This window comes from Blautia sp. An81 (assembly GCF_002161285.1).
Classification (GTDB): Bacteria; Bacillota; Clostridia; order Lachnospirales; family Lachnospiraceae; genus Blautia; species Blautia ornithocaccae.
Window position 1 is genome coordinate 58,443 of record NZ_NFHH01000009.1, and the last position, 22,429, is coordinate 80,871.

The 22,429-nt window shown below is 46.9% G+C and carries 17 protein-coding genes and 1 riboswitch; of the genes, 16 read left to right on the forward strand and 1 reads right to left on the reverse strand.

The window, feature by feature from the left end; genetic code table 11:
* Positions 1-144 precede the first annotated feature (144 nt).
* From B5G33_RS09540 to B5G33_RS21105, 3 genes are all read left to right on the forward strand, one after another.
* Complete coding sequence (locus tag B5G33_RS09540) at positions 145-1,260, forward strand: hypothetical protein (protein ID WP_087417487.1); 1,116 nt, start codon at positions 145-147, stop codon at positions 1,258-1,260.
* Positions 1,257-3,200, forward strand: coding sequence for a protein kinase domain-containing protein (locus B5G33_RS09545; RefSeq protein ID WP_087417488.1), 1,944 nt, complete (start codon positions 1,257-1,259; stop codon positions 3,198-3,200). The genes B5G33_RS09540 and B5G33_RS09545 overlap by 4 nt, the downstream gene beginning before the upstream one ends.
* Before the next feature lie 119 nt (positions 3,201-3,319).
* Positions 3,320-3,772, forward strand: a complete 453-nt coding sequence (locus B5G33_RS21105; RefSeq protein ID WP_143276512.1) for a hypothetical protein — start codon at positions 3,320-3,322, stop codon at positions 3,770-3,772.
* Here B5G33_RS21105 and B5G33_RS09550 read toward each other — a convergent pair.
* The gene (locus B5G33_RS09550; protein WP_087417489.1) at positions 3,663-4,916 is read right to left on the reverse strand and encodes a helix-turn-helix domain-containing protein; all 1,254 of its coding nucleotides are present in this window, start codon (positions 4,914-4,916) and stop codon (positions 3,663-3,665) included. The two genes, B5G33_RS21105 and B5G33_RS09550, sit on opposite strands and share 110 nt — an antisense overlap.
* A 161-nt stretch (positions 4,917-5,077) precedes the next feature.
* Here B5G33_RS09550 and B5G33_RS09555 point away from each other — a divergent pair, with 161 nt between their 5' ends.
* The 13 genes from B5G33_RS09555 (at position 5,078) to B5G33_RS09615 (ending at position 22,390) form a co-directional block, all read left to right on the forward strand.
* Positions 5,078-6,736, forward strand: coding sequence for an O-antigen ligase family protein (locus B5G33_RS09555; RefSeq protein WP_143276513.1), 1,659 nt, complete (start codon positions 5,078-5,080; stop codon positions 6,734-6,736).
* 100 nt (positions 6,737-6,836) lie between these two features.
* The gene (locus B5G33_RS09560) at positions 6,837-9,803 is read left to right on the forward strand and encodes a hypothetical protein (RefSeq protein ID WP_087417491.1); all 2,967 of its coding nucleotides are present in this window, start codon (positions 6,837-6,839) and stop codon (positions 9,801-9,803) included.
* 181 nt (positions 9,804-9,984) lie between these two features.
* A riboswitch (cobalamin riboswitch) is annotated at positions 9,985-10,162 on the forward strand.
* 247 nt (positions 10,163-10,409) lie between these two features.
* The gene (locus B5G33_RS09565) at positions 10,410-12,074 is read left to right on the forward strand and encodes an ABC transporter substrate-binding protein (RefSeq protein WP_087417549.1); all 1,665 of its coding nucleotides are present in this window, start codon (positions 10,410-10,412) and stop codon (positions 12,072-12,074) included.
* A 95-nt stretch (positions 12,075-12,169) separates the two neighbouring features.
* Positions 12,170-13,108 (forward strand): nickel ABC transporter permease, encoded by a 939-nt coding sequence (gene nikB / locus B5G33_RS09570; RefSeq protein WP_242974627.1) that lies wholly within the window; start codon positions 12,170-12,172, stop codon positions 13,106-13,108.
* Positions 13,109-13,114: 6 nt separating this feature from the next.
* Positions 13,115-13,942, forward strand: a complete 828-nt coding sequence (gene nikC / locus B5G33_RS09575) for a nickel transporter permease (protein ID WP_087417492.1) — start codon at positions 13,115-13,117, stop codon at positions 13,940-13,942.
* An 11-nt stretch (positions 13,943-13,953) separates the two neighbouring features.
* Positions 13,954-14,736 carry an ABC transporter ATP-binding protein gene (locus B5G33_RS09580; RefSeq protein ID WP_087417493.1) on the forward strand — a complete coding sequence of 261 codons (783 nt, stop codon included), beginning with the start codon at positions 13,954-13,956 and terminating at the stop codon, positions 14,734-14,736.
* A complete protein-coding gene (locus B5G33_RS09585) occupies positions 14,729-15,760 on the forward strand; it encodes an oligopeptide/dipeptide ABC transporter ATP-binding protein (RefSeq protein ID WP_087417494.1) in 1,032 nt (343 codons plus the stop codon). The genes B5G33_RS09580 and B5G33_RS09585 overlap by 8 nt, the downstream gene beginning before the upstream one ends.
* 63 nt (positions 15,761-15,823) lie before the next feature.
* Positions 15,824-17,023, forward strand: coding sequence for a bifunctional phosphopantothenoylcysteine decarboxylase/phosphopantothenate--cysteine ligase CoaBC (gene coaBC, locus B5G33_RS09590; RefSeq protein WP_087417495.1), 1,200 nt, complete (start codon positions 15,824-15,826; stop codon positions 17,021-17,023).
* A gap of 93 nt (positions 17,024-17,116) precedes the next feature.
* Positions 17,117-17,818, forward strand: a complete 702-nt coding sequence (locus B5G33_RS09595; RefSeq protein ID WP_087417496.1) for an ECF transporter S component — start codon at positions 17,117-17,119, stop codon at positions 17,816-17,818.
* Positions 17,802-18,569 (forward strand): type III pantothenate kinase, encoded by a 768-nt coding sequence (locus B5G33_RS09600; RefSeq protein ID WP_087417497.1) that lies wholly within the window; start codon positions 17,802-17,804, stop codon positions 18,567-18,569. Before B5G33_RS09595 ends, B5G33_RS09600 begins: the two co-directional genes overlap by 17 nt.
* A 294-nt stretch (positions 18,570-18,863) precedes the next feature.
* Positions 18,864-20,162 (forward strand): phosphopyruvate hydratase, encoded by a 1,299-nt coding sequence (gene eno / locus B5G33_RS09605; protein WP_087274344.1) that lies wholly within the window; start codon positions 18,864-18,866, stop codon positions 20,160-20,162.
* Positions 20,163-20,174: 12 nt separating this feature from the next.
* Positions 20,175-20,738, forward strand: a complete 564-nt coding sequence (gene ahpC / locus B5G33_RS09610) for an alkyl hydroperoxide reductase subunit C (protein ID WP_087274306.1) — start codon at positions 20,175-20,177, stop codon at positions 20,736-20,738.
* Positions 20,738-22,390, forward strand: a complete 1,653-nt coding sequence (locus tag B5G33_RS09615) for an FAD-dependent oxidoreductase (protein ID WP_087417498.1) — start codon at positions 20,738-20,740, stop codon at positions 22,388-22,390. The genes ahpC and B5G33_RS09615 overlap by 1 nt, the downstream gene beginning before the upstream one ends.
* Positions 22,391-22,429: the final 39 nt, after the last annotated feature.

Genomic DNA, 22,429 nt, shown 5'->3' on the forward strand with positions numbered 1-22,429 from the left:
CACCAGTTTGTCAACAGAAAGAACAATAAATTTGTGAAAATATTTAGAAGGCTTTTGTATACATAGGAAAAACGGAAAAATGTTTCCGTATCAGGAGCAGGATTTTGGTATAATATAATTATCTATGTCTCTTGGAGGAAACTTATGAATACAGAAGAAAAAGAACTGGACAATATAGCAGAGATACTGAAACAAAAGGCCGGTTTTTGGAGTTTTTCCCGTCTGCTTGAAGAGCTTTGGGGAAACCAGGGAAACCTGTCTCTGAGATTGACAGAAAAGCTGACAGAATACGAAAAGGGAAAAGATCCGGAAGGGGTGTCCAGGAAAGTAAGAAATTGGCTTCACGACAGAAATCAGCCGGGAAATCGGGAAGAACTTTTTAAGATCTCTTTTGCCATGGGATTAGACGAAAAAGAAGCGGAAATTCTCCTGGGAACCACTTCGGAAAGCGGTATTCATTATAGAAATCCCAGAGAATTGATCTATGCTTTCTGCCTGAGAACAGGGGAGAATTATCCAAAAGCCAGAGAACTGGCAGACAGCCTGGCAGGAGAAATTCCTCCGCTGGGAACCCTGGAGTATAAAAGAAAAATCAGAAGTATGGGAGAGGACGAAGACAAGGAAACCAGGACAGTGTCTGTGCGCAATGAATTTAAAAGGATTCGTACAGAGGAAGAGCTGAGAAGTTTTTTTATTCAGAATAAAGAGACCTTTGGTATGCACCACAATACTGCCTACAGAAAATTTATGAAAATGATGAAATATCTGAAAAATCCCCAGGCGGCGGGAGAAGATCTGCCAAGGGAACGCAGTTATGGTACAGCTGAGATCGTAAAAGAATATCTGCGCATGAAAATGCCCTATGACAGGCGGATGAAAAATTACAGCAAGATTCAAAAAGAGGTAAAAAAACACTGGCCTACAGTAAAAACCGTAAACGATATGATCTCAAGAAAAATGGATGTAGACAGAAAAACTTTAATTCTTTTGTATCTTTCCACAGAGGGGATGGCGGCAGGAAGAGAGAATATGTCCTGGGAATTATATGTAAAGGAGCATTACCTGCGGCTGAATATGATGCTCAGACAGTGCGGAATGGCGGGCTTGAATCTGCACTGTCCTTTTGACTATATGGTGATGCAGGCCATGCGCTGTCAGGGAGACGAGGAATATATGGGCCTTCGCATGGAGAGAATGATCCGGCGCCTTTTCCGGGAGAAAGATAAAATTGCCTATGTAGAGCAGGAGGAAGGAAAATGAGCGGGGAAAGAAGTATTCTTCCACAGGGATATCAATTAAAAAGCGAGACACGGACGTACATCATTGACCGTTATGTCAGCGCCGGTTCTAATTCCATCGTGTATGAGGCCCATTATCAGGACAGCCTTATGCAGGAACATGTGCATACGGTCCTGATCAAGGAACTGTATCCCTTAGACAGCCAGGACAGGATATCCAGGGATGATGAACAGCTGCTCCAGGTCAAAGATGAGGGAAAAGAATTTTTTGAACTGCAGCGGGAAAGCTTTCTTCTGGGAAACCGGGCCCATCTTACCCTGGCGGCCAGCGGAAGTGACCATATCGCAGAAAATCTGGATTCTTTCCAGGCAAATAATACTTTGTATACGGTTTTAACGGCCAAAAAGGGAAAGGTTCTGGGGGAATTTCTCAAGGAAGGAGAAGAATTCCCCACAGCTACCCAGGCGGTTGTGTGTATCAACAATCTTTTAACTGCACTGGCCGGATTCCACAACCATGGGCTTTTGCATCTGGATATCAGTCCGGACAATATTTTTCTGCTGTCGCCGGAAGAAAAAGGAGGATTTCCTACAGATCTGCTGCTTCTGGACTTTAACAGTGTATATTCTCTGGAGGAAAAATCGGAAAGCGAGTATCAGTATTATCTGGGAAAAGAGGATTATATGGCTCCGGAGATCTTTCTCCATCAAAAAAAAGAACTGGGGCCCTGGACAGACCTTTACTCGGTGTGTGCAGTATTTTATGAAATACTTACCGGGGAAAAACTGCCAAAGGACAGAGAACTGGAAAGGAACAGGGAACTGGTATCCCCTTATTCCAGGATCCTGCTCCATGAAAAGGAGAGAACGGCAGAAAAGCTGAACGCAATTCTCAGAAAAGGCCTGGAACTTCTTCCACAGAACCGGTATCAGGATATCGGAGAGATGAAAGGGGATATACAGGAACTTCTGGGAATTTTAAACGGAACCATTCGTTTTGCCCCCTTAGCTCCTGAAGAAGTCCCCAAAAAGAAGGGGACGGGGGGAAAGTGGAGAGCTTTCGCACAAGTATCAGCCGGGGTTCTGGCCGGCGCCGTTATCATGGGCGGCCTGAACTGGGGGTATGGACAGGCTATGGGGCAGCGAGTGCAGTCAGAAGCAGAAAACCCGGAGGTGCCGGAAACAGAAGAACTGGAGGACACTCAGATCGATCTGTCCCTGATCCCCTTAGAGCTGGATGACTCTGTGGTGCTTACGGAAAAAAATGTCCGCTGGCCTCTGGAGGATAATATCATGAATCTTCAGGAGCAGACCTCTACTTCTGTACGGGTTATGCTGAAGGACTATTCCCATAAAAGAAACCTGGAAGATGTCTATGAGCAGTACAGTCTTTTTTGTTTCTACAGCGGAAAAGGAGATAAGAGAGGCTGGCAGTATGGAGACCGGACCTATGATTTTTTCCGGACAGAAGATAATGCCCTGCAGATGGTCCTGCCTTTCCAGGATACCAATGATTTTGACCTTTCCTATATAGGCGTGGTATTTGCCAATTATAATTACGACAAATCTACGGCCCTTTTGGATATAACCTCCTGTACCCTGACAGACGGAGAGGGAAACCGGCATGAGATCACAGATCTGATCGGAAGCCATCTGCTGTATTTTGACGAAGAAAACTGGCAGTGGAATCTGACCACAGATCAGAATCAGGATTTTGTCACCGATTTTGGGGACATATATGGAGGAAATCTGACGGTAGATGCTCAGGTGGGATATCTGGAGCCGGTAGTGGATGTAAAGTGGGAAAGTGAAGATCCGGATATCGCCAGGGTGGATCCTGACGGCAGGATAACAGCTGTCAATAGGGGATACACAACCCTCACTGTGACCCTTACAGATAAAGAGACCGGTGAGACAAAAAGTACACAGATGATCGTGAATGTAGTAAGAAAACCTATCTGAAATTTCAAAGTCTGGCGGAAAAAAGTTGAAAGAATCCGTAAGGAGTATCTGATATAGTAACTTTATCATAAGGTCAGGATTATCCTGTGATCTTGTGAAAGGAGAAGACAATAGGGGTCATGCAGATACATCAGATCATGGAATGGGCAGATACTCTTTGCAGAGCAATTTTAAAAGAAATGGAGCAGGCAGAATCCGGGGAAATTTACAGCAGGATTAAGGAAAAACTCTGGGGAAAAACAGATGATGAAAAAGAACTTGTTTTTTTGCTGGATTTTTCGGAGGAAAAAAATGAGGCAGGAGAAAGCCTGCTTATAGCCAGACTGACGGTTTTTGTATCTTTCGGGGAAGCATGGAAAGATACAAAAGAACTGGGAATTTATAAAAATCAGAAGGAGACTGTTCAGGATATAAAAAAAGGAACCATGCGAAGAAAGCTTCTTACCCTTCTGCCTGATATGGTCAGGCAGGGGGAAAGCCGGCTGTATTATGGAGAGATTTCAGAAGCCAGTCCAGAATACGAGACTGCCGGAGGTCGGTATACACGGCATCTCCCTGGGAAAGCGCAGTAAAATAATCCAGGAAAGCAAAACCGGTTCCGCTTTCCTTCAGATAAACGGAAAGCTTTTTACTTTCTTTCAGAGGTAAAGTAATGGAAAGGGAGTAATCTGAAAAAATTTTTATACAGACATTTTTTATAGGGAGCATTTCCTCCTTCAAGAGGAAGAGGCTTCCTTTTTTGGTGAAAAATTCTGCTGCAGCAGCGGAATCCTGACTGGCCCTGAGTATCTCTGCCAGACTTTCCGGCGAAAACAGATACAAAGGCTTAGCGGGACCGGAGAAAGAGTGCTTCAGGTCCAAAGGGAAATAGTTTATTCCGCAGCTTACAGGTGCAGAAGTATATAGGGAAGGGGCTTCCCCGTCCTCCCAGGCAGGAAGAATAAAAGCAGAGGCACTTTCCCATATATGGAAGAATTCTTCATAGCAGGCTCTGCAGACAGAAGAGGTCCGGATTTGGAGAAAAGAGGAAAAATCTCCGGTAAACAGGAGCAGACTGTTTCTGGACCCGAGATAATAGGGGAAAAGCAGATGGCTGCTTAAAGTACTGGTTTTGCTGTAAAAACACCGGGGATGATAATCCATATATCCATTGAGAAAAGGAAAGAGGATACCGGAGATGGTTTCCATATTCTTTCTTCCTTCCGGAAAATGCTCCGGATTGGGATAAAAATCCAGCAGATGATAAACAGGAAGCTCTTTTTTGAAAGCTTCCTTCATATGGAGGAGTTTTTGATAGAAGAAATCCTGAAATCCCGGAAGATTTGTAAATATTTCAGAAAAAAATTCCTGAGAAAAACAGTCCCCAAAGAAGCTGTTGATCGCCTTCAGGCTTTCACGAGAAAGCTGAGACGGAAAGGGAGGAAGAAGGTTTCCTTCATCCAGATTTCTTAAAAATTTTTCTGCATATTTCCGATTTTCAAAGGCGGCCTTTCCGATACGCTCTGCTTCGTAGAGTTCCAGCAGTTCCTTTTTTTCGTCAGAGTCAATGCGCAGATAACTGCAGAACTCCCGGACAAAGGAAAGACGGGGCAGTCTTTTCCCTGTGATCATTCTTTGAAGAGATGTACGGTCAAGGCCGGACATTTGAGAAAGCTGATATACGTTTGTACCTGTAGCCAGAAGAATTTCCCGGCATTTTTCACTGAATTCAGACATGGCAGATTTCCTCCCCGGATCCGGATATTTCCTTCATTATAAAAAACAATGGACGATCCTGCAAGAAAAGTGAAAAAATAAAATCCGGCACTGAGACAAGCACATATTGCAGGGCAGTTTTTGGGGAGATAGGATTGAAAAAAAAAGAATCGGAGGGGAAGATGAGAAAAACAGAAATAAGGATCCTTCAGATATTTCTGGGAGGGATATCACTTTTATTCGGAGGATTTTATGAGTATACAGCCTATCTGTCGGGAATTTTTTTGTGCCTTTTTTTACTGTGGCTGTGGAAGAGAAGGGGGCAGCTTTCTTTTTGTTTTAATATAACGGGGACAGCCCTTGCTGTACTCTGCCTGGGATATGGCCTGGCTGTGTTTTGGGGCGTTGACAGAGGAATGAGTTTTCTGGGATTTTTGAAGGTGATCCCCCTGCTTCTTTTCCTCCTGACGGTCATGCAGTTTACGGTACAGGAGAAGGCGGAAATCCTGAAAGCAGTTCCCTGGACCGGACTTCTGATCCTGGGGATCAGTATGGGGGCCTTTGTGACCGGAATAGGAAAATCTGTTTTTTTCCTTTCCGGAAGGCTGGGAGGAAGTTTCCAGTATTCCAACACTATGGCCCTGTATTTCCTTTTGGGAATGGTGATTTTGTTTTACCTGGAGAAGAAAAGGGGCAGATACCGGTTTTTTGTGTTTTGCCTGTATATGGGAATCCTTTTTACAGGGAGCAGGAGCGTTTTTTTTCTTGGAGCCCTGTGGCTTGTCTTTATCGGCATAAAGGAGAAGAAACACCGGTGGTTCCATCTGCTGCTCCTGGTGCTGTCCGGCACAGCAGGAATCCTTTACGTTTCTTTTACAGGAGATTATCAGAATATTGGCAGATTTCTGACTTCTTCCCTTCATTCCAGTACCTTTCTGGGAAGGATCCTTTATTGGAATGACGGGATCCGGATACTTGCAGATCATCCCCTGGGCCTGGGCTATAGAGGCTATTCCTATATACAGGGACTTTATCAGACGGGAGTCTATCAGGTCCAGTTTATCCATAATGAATATCTTCAATTTATGCTGGATGCAGGGGTGCTTCCCGGATTATTTTTCACAGCTGCGCTGGTCAGGGAACTGTTTTCCGGGGGCAAGCTTCCGGTCCAAAGAATGATTCTGATCCTGACAGCAGTTCACTGTCTGATGGATTTCGACCTGCAGTTTCTGGTCATGTTTTGTCTCCTTTTACTGTGTGCAGACACAGAGGGAAGAAGGAAACAGGCAGGATGGAAGAAGGGGCTGCCGGTTCTGCCGGGGGCGGCAGGCTGTCTTGTGTGGGGATATTTTTCCCTTATGGGAATTTTTTTCTATATAGGGCAGGATGAAGCTGCTTATCAGATGTTTCCCTGGTACACGGATGCAGGGGAAAGAATGCTGATGTATGGAGATTCTCTGGAAAAGGCGGAAGAAATTTCAGGGCGGATCTTAAGCTGCAATTCCAGATCCGCAGTAGCCTGGAGCACCAGGGCGCTGCTGGGAAACCGGGACAAAGATTATGAAATGGTAATTGAGAGCCAGAGGAAAGCCATTGCATTAAACCCCTATGAAAAGCAGGAGTATCTTTTTTATCTGGAAATGCTGGAACAGGGAAGAATGTATGGAGCCAGTACAGGGAATCAAAAGATCCTTGGGCTATGTACCGATGAGATGACCGTAATTCCGGAAAAGATGGAGCAGATCCTGGAACGCACCAGCTTTTGGGGAATGCAGATACAGGACAGGCCGGATCTTACTCTTCCGGGGGAAGTGCAGGAGTATCTGGAGCAATTAAAATAGTCAGGCACAGTGAACAGCACATATTGAAAAGACGGAAAGAAAGACGAATAATCACTAGGAAGACATCTGTTTTCAAATAAAGGGAAAGGAAAGAAGTTTTATGAAAGCAAAAAAAGTGTTTGCCATGGTACTGGCAGCGGCTTTGACCTTATCCAGCAGCAGTGTACTCTACGCAGCATCGGAAAGTAGCCAGACAGAGAGTACAGCTCAGGAAAAGAATTCCTCAGAGGAAACCGCAGAGCCGGGCAGCCGGAATCAAGAGGCAGATTCCAAAGAAACAGAATCCGGCACCGGGAACTCTTCTTCTGCAGATAAAAAGGAGAAGACAGAGCCAAAGGCCGCCGAAAAGCCTGGGAATGTACCAGGAGATACCGGAGAGATCCAAAGTATATCAGATGACAGCAGAGATACCCAGAGTACTCCGGAAGATGGGGGCGATACCCAGAGCGCACCGGAAAATAACGGGGATATCCAAAGCATACCGGAAAATACCGAGGATACCCAGAGTATACCGGAAGATAGTATAGATACCCAGAGTATACCGGACAATACCGAAGATACCATAAATATACCGGAGAATACCGAAGATATCCAGAGTACACCGGGGGCTAAAACTGACGCCAATTCTTTGCAGGTACAGAAAGCTGTGGGAGACCTGGTAACAGATTCCAGGGTCGCAGAAGAAATCCGGAATACTCTGGGCCTGGATGAAACAGAACCGATCACAAAAGAAGTATTGGAAAGACTGACTTATCTGAACTGCGGCGGGGCAGATTCTTTGGAAGGTCTGGAATATGCAGTGAATCTCACAAGCCTTACCAGCAATTATGGAGGTCTTACGGATCTGAGCCCTTTGACAGGCCTGGAGAAACTTACGCAGATTGATGTGGGCTATAACCAGATTACAGAAATTCCTTCTTTGAGTCAATTGACGAATCTGAACAGCCTGCTCATTAATGGAAATCCTGTTTCCGTGATCGCAGATGATGTGAAATCAAGTGAGATTTTAGTGGATTTAAGTGCCGAGGCGCCGGCAGCAGAAGAAATCTTCCGGGACTATGTTTCCTTTGAACCGGTGAATCTTATGGAAAACAGCGGAAGCTATTATGTAAGTCCTGTTTCTTCCCACTTTAGGATTTTTGAGGCGAGTTTTTCTACCCAGGACAATGATATTATCCAGATAGATGGCAGTTACGGCGGCAGCGGCGTTCAGATTGAAATTCTGGGAACCGGAAGCGGGACAGTTGTGGCTGCTGTGGGAAATGCAACAAAAGAGATACCTGTAAATATTTCGCCGGTACAAGAGGAAGTGGAGGAAAACGAGAATATCCATACCCTTCCCCAGTTTACAGATACTAATTCCGATATGCTTTTATATGACGGAGAAATCTGGGATCTGTCGGGAGAGATGGCGGAAACCATTCCCAGTGAACGAAAAGTGACAAACTATGTATCCTGCAGAGTATATTACGGCAATCGTATTTTGTCGGATCTGACCGTTTTGGATGAAAACTCTACTCTCTATTACTGGCCGGCAAATGCGGATACAGGCGCTTACGAATCAGAGGTATGGGTAGCGGATAATGTCCGGACCATAACGCCTACAGGCTACATAGACAGTGAAGGAGCTTATCACTATTGGGAATACCAGTATGAGGAAGGGGAAGCAAGACCCCGGGAGCTTCGTGTAGTGCCCGGTGTAGACCATGTATCCGGAAATTATGCATATCTGGAGGATGGTTCTGCAATCTACTTTCTGAATACCGGATTCTTTACTGAAACGACTTATGACCTGGAAAATCCTATTCGGGAAGTAAAAGGCCAGTATATTCTGGACACAGAAGGGATTCTGTGGCAAAGGAATTCTAATGATTATGAGCAAATAGCAGATCAGGTTACTGATTTCTGCGAAAATGGCGCCTATATTTCCCAGGGAACCCTTTATTCCGGAAACGGTCAGGTCCTGGACACAGAGGTGGAGAGGATTGAAGATTCCGGAAGCCTGAATTATTATGTAAAAGGGAAGGATTACTATTGGATCCGCTATGATGATACCGTAGAATTATATGCTTCTGATGTAAAGAGCAGCCTGGATCGTCTATTCCTTCTTAATGACGGAACCCTTTGGGTAAATGGAACAGAGGAGGGATATCAGATCCTGTCATCTGTAGAGGAAATAAGCGGAGAATATGGAACTTATAACGCACTGCGCAAAGACGGTTCCGTATGGAGAGTGAATCCGCCTCTGGCGCCTTATATGATCTTCCAGTCCGAGGAAGGACCGGAGACTCCGGAGGAGATCCTGTGGAATAAGACAGATGAGGCTACAGGGATAAGTGCAACTGCCCAGGGAATTCCCGATTCTGTAATGCTTCAGGTGAATGCTGTATCAGAAGGAGATGAGGCCTACGGACAGGACTACGGACTGATCAGCGACTACATTACCGGTCAGGGAGGAGAAGACTTCAGGATTTATGATATTAAACTGGTGGATGAAAACGGCGGAACATATCAACCGGAAGATGGAAATATGGTAACGGTTTCCGTACCGAAGCCGGAGACCTTTGGCGAATCTGTAAAAGTTTATCATCAGAATGAGGATAAATCTATGACAGAGCTTGTCTCAGCTTCAGAAGAAGGAACGGTTGTATTTCAGACTCCAGGCTTCAGCCTTTTTGCTTTAGCAGATTTTGGAAGTATAGAGGTTCCGGAAGGCGCCGAAGATCCACAGAATCCTGAGGAACCGGAAAATCCACAGAATCCACAGGAACCGGGAAGCACTCAGGATCCAGATAACCAGCAGAACTCCCAGGAACCGGAAAGTTCTCAGGACTCCCAAAACCCGGAAAATGCCCAGGAGGCCGCAGATGAGAAACAGGATCAAGAATTGAAAAAGACAAATGAGGTGAAAAAAGGAACGCCGGTGAATCAGGTAAAATCCGGGACTGAAAATAAAAATTCCGTAAAAACAGGAGACGAAACACCGGTGGTCCTTTATGGATGCCTGGCATTGGCTGGAATCCTTGTGCTGTCAGGTGTGGGAATTTATGTCAGAAAGAAAAGATAGTACCGATTATCTGAACCAAAACAGAATAGATAATACTGCATAGCAGGAATAAAATGCGGCTCAGAGTCTTTAAAAGAGGACTTTGAGCTGCATTTGTAATTGTGTGATACTACGTTTTAGAAAACCTTGACAAGCATAGAGGACAGTGCTATGGTTATAAACGACAAATTCATAATTTGGCCACATATGCCAGAGGAAAAGTTCCAGAGATGGATTAAATGGGAATTCGGTGAGAATCCGAAACGATCCCGTCACTGTGATTGTGAGCAGACCGTATGATGTCACTGAGGTTTGACCTTGGGAAGGCACGGCGAGCGTTGAGCATAAGTCAGGAGACCTGCTTATCCTTTTACCTTGAGCTTCTTACGGACGATGGGAGTGCTCATTAATAAACCGGCATCAGGGAATTTATACACTTTTTTGTACTTTTCTATCTCTGCTGCTTTTTATGTGATATCCTGCCGACCGTAACATATAGTTACGGTCTTTTTTATTCTATAGGAAAGTTCTTTGAACTGTCCCACAGAATAAAATTTTGAGTGCGAGAGGTAGGGCAGAGAACTGCCAGATTGAATGAAACTGCAAAAGAAAGAAGAGGTAAAAAGTATGAAAGCGAAAAAAGTATTCCCATTACTGCTGCTCTCCCTACTGACCGCCGCCAGTATGACCGGATGCTGGGGAGAAAGTACAGAATCTGCAAGCATCCCGGGAACCGGTTCGGGAAACCGGGAGGATGAAGTGAACCAGGAAGCCTATGAAACAGAACAGGACAGTTCCGGGGGCAGGTCGATGACCTTCGGGATACAGAACTACAGCGGCGGCGGCCTTGATCCTGCCGCAGAAATAAACTGTGCCTGGAATCTTTCCCGCTATGGGGTGGGAGAGTGTCTGTTTAAATTCGACAACTCTATGAATGTGGTCAATACCCTGTGCGATACTTATACAGTCAATGATGATCATACAGAATGGGTGTTTCATATCCGGGAAGGCGTGAAGTTTTCTGACGGCTGCGACCTGACTCCGGAAGCTGTGAAAGCAAGTTTTGAACGGTTATTTGAAGAAGGCCCCAATGGCTCATCGGCTCCCCAGGTTTATCTGGAAACAGATGCAGAGATCACTGCCGACAATGAGACGGGAAATCTGACGATACGGACCACCACCCCGTATGTGGATCTGACCAAAAATCTGGCTTATCCGGTTATGGCTATTCTGGACGTGGAACATACCACAGATTATGATCACAGTCCCATCGGAACCGGCCCCTATGTGGCCGCTGATTTTCAGGAAGAGGTGGGCTATACCATGGCAGCCAATGAATATTACTGGGACGGTGAGGTTCCTTTTGAATCTGTCGAGCTGCTGTATATGGGAGATGCCTCTGCAAAGGCTATGGCCCTTCAGTCCGGCCAGCTGGATCTGGCTGAAAACGTGACAAATATCAGTGACCTGAATACTCTTCGGGAGAACCCTGAATTTACCGTTACCATTGCCAGCAGTGTCCGCACCGGCCTGGCTCACATGAATATGGCCGAAGGCAGGCTGCTGTCCAATAAGACCCTCCGTGAAGCAGTGCTGATGGCTCTGGACGACGAGACCATGTGTTCTGTTACAGTAGGCGGATTGTATACTTCCGGCTATTCGGTCCTGCCTTCCAATCTGGACTATGGATATGAGAATCTGACGGATCCTTATCCCTATGACCAGAAGGCGGCAATACAGCTTCTGGATGAAGCGGGAATTGTGGATACTAACGGTGACGGAACCCGGGAGCTGGACGGACAGGAAGTGGTCCTCCATTATGTGACCTATTCCAACCGCTGCCTGGATGATTTTGCAGAAGCCATTCAACAGCAGCTTGCGGAAATCGGCATCGGGGTTGATCTGGAACTGGGGGATTCTGCCCGCCAGTGGGACAGCTACCAGTCCGGGGATTTTGACTTAAACGGATCCAATTGGACCACAGTAGGCACCGGAGATCCTACAGAATATCTGGCTGCGTGGTGTTCTGACTCAGGCTCTGATTACTGCGGCTATCAGAATGATGAATATGATGAATTATACAATCAGCTGAGTACTACTTTTGATGAAGACGAGCGCCGTGACATTATTCAGAGGATGCAGCAGATCCTTCTTGATGATGCGGCTGTGGTGGTTCACGGCTATTATAACAGCTCTATGATCTCCAGAAACGCTACTATCGGCGGCGCAGCGATCCATACGGCAGATTATTACTGGCTTACCAATGAAATATATCCTGCGGCCCAGTCTTGATGAGGGTATTTCAGTTTTCCCGGAAAAGCATAGCTTTTTCGGGAAATGCAGATTGTCCGCTCCAGGCGATGCCTGTGCAGAAAGGAGAGAAAATTTTGACTGCAAAATACTTAGGAAAAAGACTGATCCAGATGATCCTTGTAGCCTTGGGAATCAGTTTTTTGTCATTTTTGATCACTTACCTGGCACCTGGCGATCCGGTGCGCACCATGTATGCGGCTTCCGGAGTTGTACCAAGCGAAGAGGTCATCCAGCAGACACGGGAGGCTATGGGTCTGAACCGGCCCGTACTGGTCCAGTATTTTGACTGGCTGACAGGATGTCTTCATGGAGACTTCGGCACATCTTATGCCTATAACAACTCTGTTTCCGCTTTACTTTTGAATAGGCTCTGGCCTACGCTGAAGCTGTCTGTTTTTTCCTTGATCCTGATGCTTGTGATAGCCGTTCCCCTGGGCATGATACAGGCTACTCACAAGAACAGCCTTGTGGATTACGGTCTCCGGGGCCTCACATTTTTTGGCGTATCCATGCCGAATTTCTGGGTAGGTCTGCTGCTGATGCTGTTTTTCTGCGTCCGTTTGAAGCTTCTGCCTGTAGTCTGTTCGGGAGGGGACTTTCAAAGTATGATACTTCCGGCAGTCACCCTTGCGTTTGCCATGTCTGCCAAGTATACCCGTCAGGTACGTACGGCGATTCTGGAGGAGCTGAGCCAGGATTATGTTGTAGGAGCAAGAGCCAGAGGAGTAAAGGAATGGAAAATCCTGTGGATTAATGTATTTCCCAATTCCCTGCTGCCTCTGCTGACCATGCTGGGACTGTCCCTCGGCTCTCTATTGGGGGGCACTGCTGTGGTGGAGGTTATCTTTACCTATCCCGGACTGGGGAATCTGGCGGTATCTGCCATAACAGCATATGATTATCCCCTGATCCAGGGGTACGTCTTATGGATTTCTCTGATCTATATGGCGGTTAATCTGCTGGTGGATATTTCCTATAACCTGGTTGATCCAAGAATGAAAGAAAAGAGGTAGAGGAGAATGAAAATCAGAAATTTTATCATAAAAAACAAGTCCTTTTGTTTCTTTGCTTTCCTCGCCCTTCTGATTATCCTTACGGCTGTTTTTGCCCCGGTCATCACAGACGGGGTCAGTCCTTCAGAGGCCGTGCTGGGGGACGCTCTAAAGCCTCCCGGCAAAGAACATATTTTCGGAACCGACAAACTGGGGCGTGACATTTTTACCCGGGTGATCTATGGAGCCCGGACCAGTCTTGTGGCGGCCTTCTCTGTAGTGATTCTTATTTTTGTGCTGGGGACGGTCCTGGGAGTTCTGGCCGGTTATTTCGGCGGCTGGATAGATACTGTGATCATGCGTATCGCAGACCTGATGGTATCTTTTCCCGGGATGGTCTTCGCTATGGCCATTGCCGGTGTCCTGGGGGCAAGCATCAAAAATGCGGTGATCGCAGTAGCCTTGGTAAGCTGGACAAAATATGCCAGACTTGCCCGGAGCCTGGTGCTGAAGATCCGGAATCAGGATTATGTGGCAGCCGCCGTGGTCACAGGTTCCAGGACCTTTTATATACTGCGGAAATATATGATCCCTAATGTTCTTCCTACCTTGGTCATTACAGCTGCTACTGATATCGGAGGCATGATGCTGGAACTGGCAGGGCTTTCTTTCCTTGGCTTCGGCGCCAAGGCGCCTACGCCTGAATGGGGCCTGATGCTCAACGAAGGCCGCCAGTATATCCAGAATGCTTCCTGGATGATGATCTTCCCGGGAGCGGCGATTTTTATTGTAGTGGTGGTCTTTAATCTGCTGGGAGACGCCCTTCGGGATGTTCTGGATCCTAAAGATGAGTAGGAGGGGATTTTATGCTTGAGATAAAAAATGTTACCATATCCTATGGAGACCGTCCTACGGTTAAAAACTTTAGTATGGACCTTAAAAAAGGAGAGATTGCTTCTATCGTAGGCGAGTCCGGCTCAGGGAAAACCACCGTGATCCGGGCTGTGCTTGGCCTGCTGCCGGGAGGGGGCAAGGTCACAGAAGGGGACATCTTGTTTGAAGGAAAATGCCTGCTGGAAAACACAGCGGAAGAGTGGAGAAATCTCCGGGGCACAGATATGTCTATGATCTTTCAGGATTCCGGCGCCATGCTGAATCCTATCAGAAAAATCGGCAGTGTCTTTGTGGAATATATCCGCACTCACGAAAAGATCAGCAGGAAAGCTGCCTGGGAAAAAGGACGGGAAATGCTTGAACAGATGCGTCTGCCAAGCAGTGACAATATTATGAAATCTTATCCCTTCCAGCTTTCCGGCGGTATGCGGCAGCGGGTAGGCATTGCCATGGCTATGACCTTTCAGCCAAAGCTATTGCTGGCAGATGAGCCTACTTCTGCACTGGACGTGACTACCCAGGCCCAGATCGTAAGGCAGATGATGGAACTGCGGGAGGAGTGGGGAACAAGTATTATTATGGTTACCCACAATTTGGGAGTTGCAGCTTATATGTCCGATCAGATCCTGGTAATGAAAGAGGGACAGATTGCAGATACCGGCAGCCGGGATCAGATCCTGAAAGGGGGCCGCAGCATTTATACACAGGAACTTTTAGAGGCGGTTCCTTCTCTGGGAGGTGAGCGTTATGTTTGATGAAAAGGACTTGCTGCTGGAGGCAAGACATGTGACCCGCCGTTTTCCTGCTTCAGGGGGCAGAGTGCTGACCGCCTGCAACGACGTTAATCTGAAATTTTACAAGGGGAAAACTCTGGGACTGATCGGAGAGTCCGGCTGCGGAAAATCTACTTTTATGCGTCTTGTAGTGCGGCTGGACATTCCCACTGAAGGGGAGATTATTTTCAGGGGAAAGGATCTGACAAAGCTGAAAGGAGAGGAACTGCGTCAGACCCGCCAGCATATCCAGATGGTTTTTCAGGATCCTAACAGTTCCTTTCATCCCAAAATGCGTATCCGGGATATTCTCTGCGAACCTCTTATGAACTTCGGCCGGATCAAGGCTTCGCAGAAAGAGGAGACAGCCCGGAAACTTCTGAAAGCTGTAGACCTTCCCGGCGACTTTGCAGACCGTTTTCCCCACAGTATGTCCGGCGGGCAGCGGCAGAGAATTGCCATTGCCCGGGCTATTGCCCTGGAACCGGAACTGATCATCATGGATGAAGCTACCTGCGCCTTAGATGTGTCTGTGCAGAAAACCATTATCCAACTGGTCTGCAGGCTGCAGAAAGAAAAAAATATTGCCATCGGATTTATCGCCCATGATCTGGGACTGATCCAGTCTTTTGCCTATCAGATCGCTGTCATGTATCTGGGAAATATTGTGGAGATCATTCCCGGCGAGGAGGTGGAAAAGGCAAAGCACCCTTATACACGTACTTTGATTGATTCCATTTTTGATCCGAAGATGGACTTTTATAAAAAGATAGAGCCAATGGACAGCGAGATCCCCAGTCCTCTGGATATGCCTCCGGGCTGCCCTTTCCAGACCCGCTGCGAATCTTGCAGGGAATTGTGCAGGAAAGAGCGCCCTGTACTGAAGATGATTGGAGAAGAGCATGAAGTAGCCTGTCATCTGTTTGACGGATCAGGGAAGAGGGAGAGAAGTATGCCTCAGGCTGAAGCCAAAAAGAATTGCTTTTTTCACAGGAATCCCCTATAATGGGAACGGTAACGGAACCAGCTCCAAAGGGGCAGTTCACAAAAAAGGAAAAGGGGTAAATTTATGCTGAAAGGTAAAACAGTTGTGCTGGCAGTGACAGGAAGCATTGCCGCATACAAAATCGCTTCCCTTGCCAGCGCCCTGAAAAAGCTTCATGCTGACGTACACATGCTGATGACAAAAAACGCAGAGAACTTTATTAATCCCATTACTTTTGAGACTCTGACGGGAAATAAGTGCCTGATCGATACTTTCGACAGGAACTTTCAGTACAATGTGGAACATGTGGCACTGGCAAAAAAAGCAGATGTGGTTATGGTGGCTCCGGCTTCGGCCAATGTGATCGGGAAGATCGCCCATGGCATTGCCGATGACATGCTGACCACCACAGTGATGGCCTGCCGCTGCAAAAAAATCTTTGCGCCGGCTATGAATACCCAGATGTTCGAGAATCCCATTGTTCAGGATAATCTGAAGACACTGGAGCACTATGGCTGTGAGGTGATCAGTCCGGCTTCCGGTTATCTGGCCTGCGGAGATACCGGTCAGGGGAAAATGCCGGAACCGGAGCTGCTTCTCCAGTATATCCTAAAGGAGATCGCTTTCCCGAAAGATCTGGAGGGAAAGAAGGTTCTGGTCACTGCAGGACCTACTCAGGAACCCATAGATCCGGTGCGGTACATTACCAATCATTCATCCGGGAAAATGGGCTATGCTCTGGCAAAGATGGCCATGCTGAGAGGGGCTCAGGTTACCCTGGTGTCGGGTCCTGCAGCGATTACGCCGCCGGAATTTGTAGAAGTGGTTCCTGTGGTAACTGCAGAGGATATGTTCCAGGAAGTGACCAGCCGGGCAGGAGAACAGGATATTATCATCAAAGCAGCGGCAGTGGCGGACTACCGGCCCAAAACTGTCAGCCAGGAAAAGGTGAAGAAACAGGGAGAGGATATTTCCCTGGAGATGGAAAGGACCAGGGATATTCTCAAATATCTGGGAGAGCATAAGAAACAGGGACAGTTTCTCTGCGGATTTTCTATGGAGACAGAGAATATGCTGGAAAATTCCAGGAAAAAACTGAAAAACAAAAATCTGGACATGATCGTGGCCAACAATCTCAAGGTAGAAGGAGCAGGATTTGCCGGAAATACCAATGTGATCACCATGATCACAGAAAAAGAGGAAGTTTCACTTGAAAAAATGTTAAAAGAGGAGGCAGCCTTAAAAATTCTGGACCAGATTTTAAAGAACATGGCACAGGCGTAAAATCAGGCCTGAACCTTAAAGAACAAGAGCAGAAAGAGATTTCTGTGCCAAAAGTATTGTATCTCAAAAAAGAACGATAACAAGGAGGCAATTATGAATCATTATCAGAACACAGCAGCCAGGCGGACGCCTGGAGATAACAGACGACAGATCAGAAGTATGGTGCAGACCGCCATTTTCGGGGCGATTATTGTGATCATGGCTTTTACCCCTTTTCTCGGATATATCCCTCTGGGATTTACAAGAGCCACGATTATCCACATCCCCGTTATACTGGCGTCTCTGCTTCTGGGACCAAAGAAAGGAGCGGGTCTGGGATTTCTTTTTGGCCTTACCAGCTTCATTAACAACACTATGAACCCTACCGTCACATCTTTTGTTTTTACACCCTTTTATAATCTTGGAGCGTTCAGCGGCGGAATCGGAAGCATCCTTATCTGCTTCGTTCCCAGGATATTGGTAGGAGTGGTTCCCTGCTTTGTCTACAAGGGAGTGAAAAAGTTCGGGACAAGCAAGGGAGTTTCCAATCTGGGACTGATCCTGGCGGGAATTTCAGGTGCACTGGTGAATACTTTGCTGGTCATGAACATGATCTTTCTGTTTTTCAGAGAAGCTTATGCGGCGGCCAATGAGGTGGCTGTCCAGGCCGTATACGGATTCATCTTATCTGTTATTGGAATCAATGGAGTTCCTGAAGCCATTGTGGCAGGGATCCTTACCTTCTTTATCGGACGTGTGCTGATGAAAAAGAATATCAGGGAAAGATTAGGTTTTACTTATGATTTTAGCGATTGATATCGGAAATACAAATATTGTCATTGGCTGTATCCAGAAAGGAGAGTGTCTTTTTGTGGAGCGCCTTTCCACTGTCCATACCAAGACAGAACTGGAATATGCCATTGATATCAAAAATGTTTTGGACATTTACCATATCCGGCAGGAACAGCTGGAAGGAGGGATTATTTCCTCTGTGGTTCCCCAGGTGACCAGGGCGGCAAAGCTGGCAGTAGAAAAAATACTGAAAAAGGAAGTCCTGATCGTGGGAGCGGGCATTAAGACAGGCTTGAATATCCGGATTGACAACCCGGCTCAGCTGGGAAGTGATCTGGTGGTGGACTCTGTGGCGGGGATTGCCGAATATCCGGTGCCTTTGCTGATTTTTGACCTGGGTACCGCAAATACGGTATGTGTTATTGACCGGAATAAAAACTATATTGGCGGTATGATTTATCCGGGTATCGGAGTATCTTTGGATTCTCTGACGGCCCATGCTTCTCAGCTTGGAGGAATCAGCCTGGAGGCTCCGGAACACATTATTGGAAAGAACACCACAGAATGTATGAAAAGCGGTGTGATCTACAGTGCAGCGGCAGCAATGGATGGAATCATTGACCGGCTGGAGAAAGAACTGGGAGAGACGGCTACAGTAATCGCTACTGGCGGACTGGCTAAAAGGATCGTTCCTCATTGCCGGAGAAAAGTGATTTTAGATGATAACCTGCTGCTGAAGGGGCTGTATATCATTTATCAGAAAAACCGGAAATAACCGGATATATATTTTGGGACAGGCACTGCCGCCGGGAATTGTATTAGTAAATTTCCGGCGGTATTTTTTGCCGCTTTTACCCCTATTTTCTGAAATTCCTCCAAATAATTCTTGACATAGAAAGTCAGGAATGTTATCCTACAGATAGGTTAGTAACAACTAACTCGTGTGAATAATCATTTTATAGCAGGTCCTTCCGGGGAAAGACCGGACACCTTTTTCCAGAAGGACCTTACCGGAATCTGGCTGCCTGGCAGGCGGATAAATGATATAGGAAAGGATGGTATTTCAGAGATGAAGAAAAATCTGACCATTGAAAAAGTAATCGGAAGGGAAATTATTGATTCCAGAGGAAATCCTACTGTGGAAGCTCAGGTATATCTGGCAGACGGAACTGTGGCTCTGGCCGCTGCTCCAAGCGGCGCCTCTACAGGAGAATTTGAGGCTCTGGAGCTGAGAGATAAAGATAAAGGCCGTTTCCAGGGGAAAGGAGTCTTGAAAGCAGTAGAGAATATCAATACAGCAATCTCCCAGACACTTACAGGGATGGATGCTTCTGACACCTATGGTATAGATAAGGTTATGATTGAGTTAGATGGAACTAATGACAAATCCAATCTGGGAGCCAATGCTATCCTGGCAGTTTCCATTGCATGCGCCAGAGCCGCTGCAGCGTCTCTTCAGATTCCTCTTTACCGCTTCCTTGGCGGTGTTTCAGGAAATAAACTGCCGGTTCCCATGATGAATATCTTAAACGGCGGCGCTCATGCGGCCAACACAGTAGATGTCCAGGAGTTTATGATCATGCCGGCAGGAGCGCCCAGTTTTAAAGAAGGCCTTCGCTGGTGTACAGAGGTTTTCCACAGTCTCCAGTCTCTTCTGAAATCCAAAGGACTGGCTACCTCTGTAGGAGATGAAGGTGGTTTTGCACCGGATCTTGCCAGTGACGAAGAAGCTATCCAGTATATTCTGGAGGCAGTAAAGATGGCTGGATACGAGCCGGGAAAAGACTTTGTCCTGGCTATGGACGCAGCCTCCAGCGAGTGGAAAGGGGAGAAGAAGGGAGAGTATATTCTTCCCAAATGCGGAAAGAAATTTACTTCTGCAGAATTGGTGGAGCACTGGAAAGGCCTCTGTGAGAAATATCCTATTTACTCTATCGAAGACGGTCTGGATGAGGAAGACTGGGAAGGCTGGCAGATGCTGACAAAAGAACTGGGAGAAAAAGTTCAGTTGGTAGGGGACGATCTTTTTGTTACCAACACCCAGAGACTTTCCAAGGGAATCGGCCTGGGCTGCGGCAATTCTATCCTGATCAAGCTGAACCAGATCGGTTCTGTGTCGGAGACCCTGGAAGCTATCAAAATGGCACATAAGGCAGGTTACACCGCTATTTCCTCCCACCGTTCCGGAGAGACGGAAGATACGACTATCGCAGATCTGGCCGTGGCTTTAAATACCTGCCAGATCAAGACCGGAGCTCCCAGCAGAAGCGAAAGAGTTGCCAAGTACAACCGCCTGCTGAGGATTGAGGAAGAACTGAAGGAAGCGGCCTGCTATCCGGGATTTGACGCATTTAACATTAAAAAATAAGGAGGACAACAGATGTCATTAATTGGTAAAAAAGTAAGTGATTTTAAAGTACAGGCCTATGTAAAGGGTGAATTTAAGGAGGTGACACAGGAAGACATCCTGGGACGGTGGAGCGTATTTTTCTTCTATCCCGCAGATTTTACCTTTGTTTGCCCTACAGAGCTGGAAGACCTGGCTGATAAGTATGAGGAATTCCAGAAGATCGGCTGCGATGTTTACTCTGTTTCCTGTGATACTCATTACGTGCACAAAGCTTGGCATGACGCCTCTGAACGGATCCGGAAGATCCAGTATCCGATGCTGGCAGATCCTACCGGCAAACTGGCCAGAGACTTTGATGTGATGATCGAAGAAGACGGACTGGCAGAAAGAGGAGATTTTATTGTGAATCCTCAGGGAGAGATCGTGGCCTATGAGGTGACTGCAGGAAATGTAGGAAGAAATGCAGATGAGATCTTCCGAAGAGTCCAGGCTTCTCAGTTTGTGGCAGAACACGGAGATGAGGTTTGCCCGGCAAAATGGCAGCCTGGAGCAGAAACACTGAAACCAAGCCTTGATTTAGTAGGATTGTTATAATGGCAGATAAATTTTATGACGGCGTGATCATCGGCGGCGGCCCTGCAGGGCTTGCCGCTGCCATTTATCTGGCCAGGGCCAGGTATCGGGTACTGGTCATTGAAAAAGAGACTATCGGAGGGCAGATCACCATTACTTCAGAGGTGGTCAACTATCCCGGAGTCCTTCATACAGACGGGAAAAAGCTTACAGAAGAAATGAGGAAACAGGCTCAGAACTTCGGCGCTGAATTCTTAAAAGCCCAGGTAACCAGTCTGGCTCTGGAAGGAGACAAGAAAAAAATCCTGACAGATAAAGGGGAGATCCAGGCCCTGGGAGTGGTCCTTGCCACGGGAGCAAGCCCCAGACAGGCGGGATTTAAAGGAGAAGAGGAATTTCGGGGCAGAGGAGTGGCCTACTGCGCTACCTGTGACGGCGAGTTCTTTACAGGGAAAGATATTTTTGTAGTGGGTGGCGGATTTGCAGCGGTAGAGGAAGCTCTTTTCCTTACCAGATATGCCAGAAAGATCAGAGTGGTGGTAAGAGGAAAAGAAATTAACTGCGCCGGCCCTGCAGTAGAGGAGCTCCTGGCCCATCCGGATATTTCCGTATCCTTTGAAACGGAAATTACAGAAGCCGGGGGAAAGGACATGCTGGAGTATGTGGTCCTCAGAAAGAAAGACACAGGGGAGATCTTCACTGTTCAGGCAGAGGAGGGAGAAAACCTGGGAATCTTTGTTTTCGCAGGCTATGTTCCGGCCACAGAATTGTTCCGGGATCAGGTAAAGGTCAGCGATAAAGGCTATCTTCTGGCAAATCGGAAACAGGAGACAAACGTGCCTGGGGTCTACGGCGCAGGAGATGTCTGCGAGAAAGAACTGCGCCAGGTAGTCACGGCTGTATCCGACGGCGCAGTAGCCGCAGCTTCCATGGAAAAATATCTTTTTTCCATATATCAGAAACTGGGGATCAAAAGAGAGAAAAGGAAGATAACAGAAGTAAAAAAGCCGGCTCAGGGGGAAGAAAAGGAAAAAATATCCTCTGGTGGGGAAGGATTTCTTACAGAAGAGATGAAAGAATCTTTAGTTCCGGTATTTGCCAGGTTTGAAAAGGAAATCCTGGTTAAGGTTTATCTGGATGCTTCCTATTTGTCCCGGGAGGTGGAAGGATTTATCCGGGAAATGGAACCTTTAAGTGAAAAGGTCCGCTATGAGATACAGAGAGCCGGAGCAGAAGGAGTAACCTGCCCATCTCTGCGGATCTGCGACAGCCAGGGGAATTACCTTGGGGCAGAATTCCACGGAGTTCCCGGAGGCCATGAATTTAATTCTTTTATTATCGCTTTATATAATGGGGCGGGGCCCGGCCAGTCTATGGGAGAAGATATCCGGCGGCGGATCCAAAATATCACCGGGAAGACAGATCTGAAGATTGCAGTTTCTCTGTCCTGTACCATGTGCCCGGATGTGGTTATGGCGGCCCAGAAGATTGCGCTGGAAAATCCTCTGGTCACAGCGGAAATGTTTGATCTGGCCCATTATCCGGAGCTGAAAGAGAAGTATCAGATCATGAGCGTTCCCTGCCTGATCCTGAATGACAGCAGAGTTTCCTTTGGAAAGAAGGGGATCGGACAGATTCTGGACCTGCTGGAAGAAACCGCAGAGGAAATATAAAAACAGAACTATATAAAAGGAGCTGGCACATGAATCAAA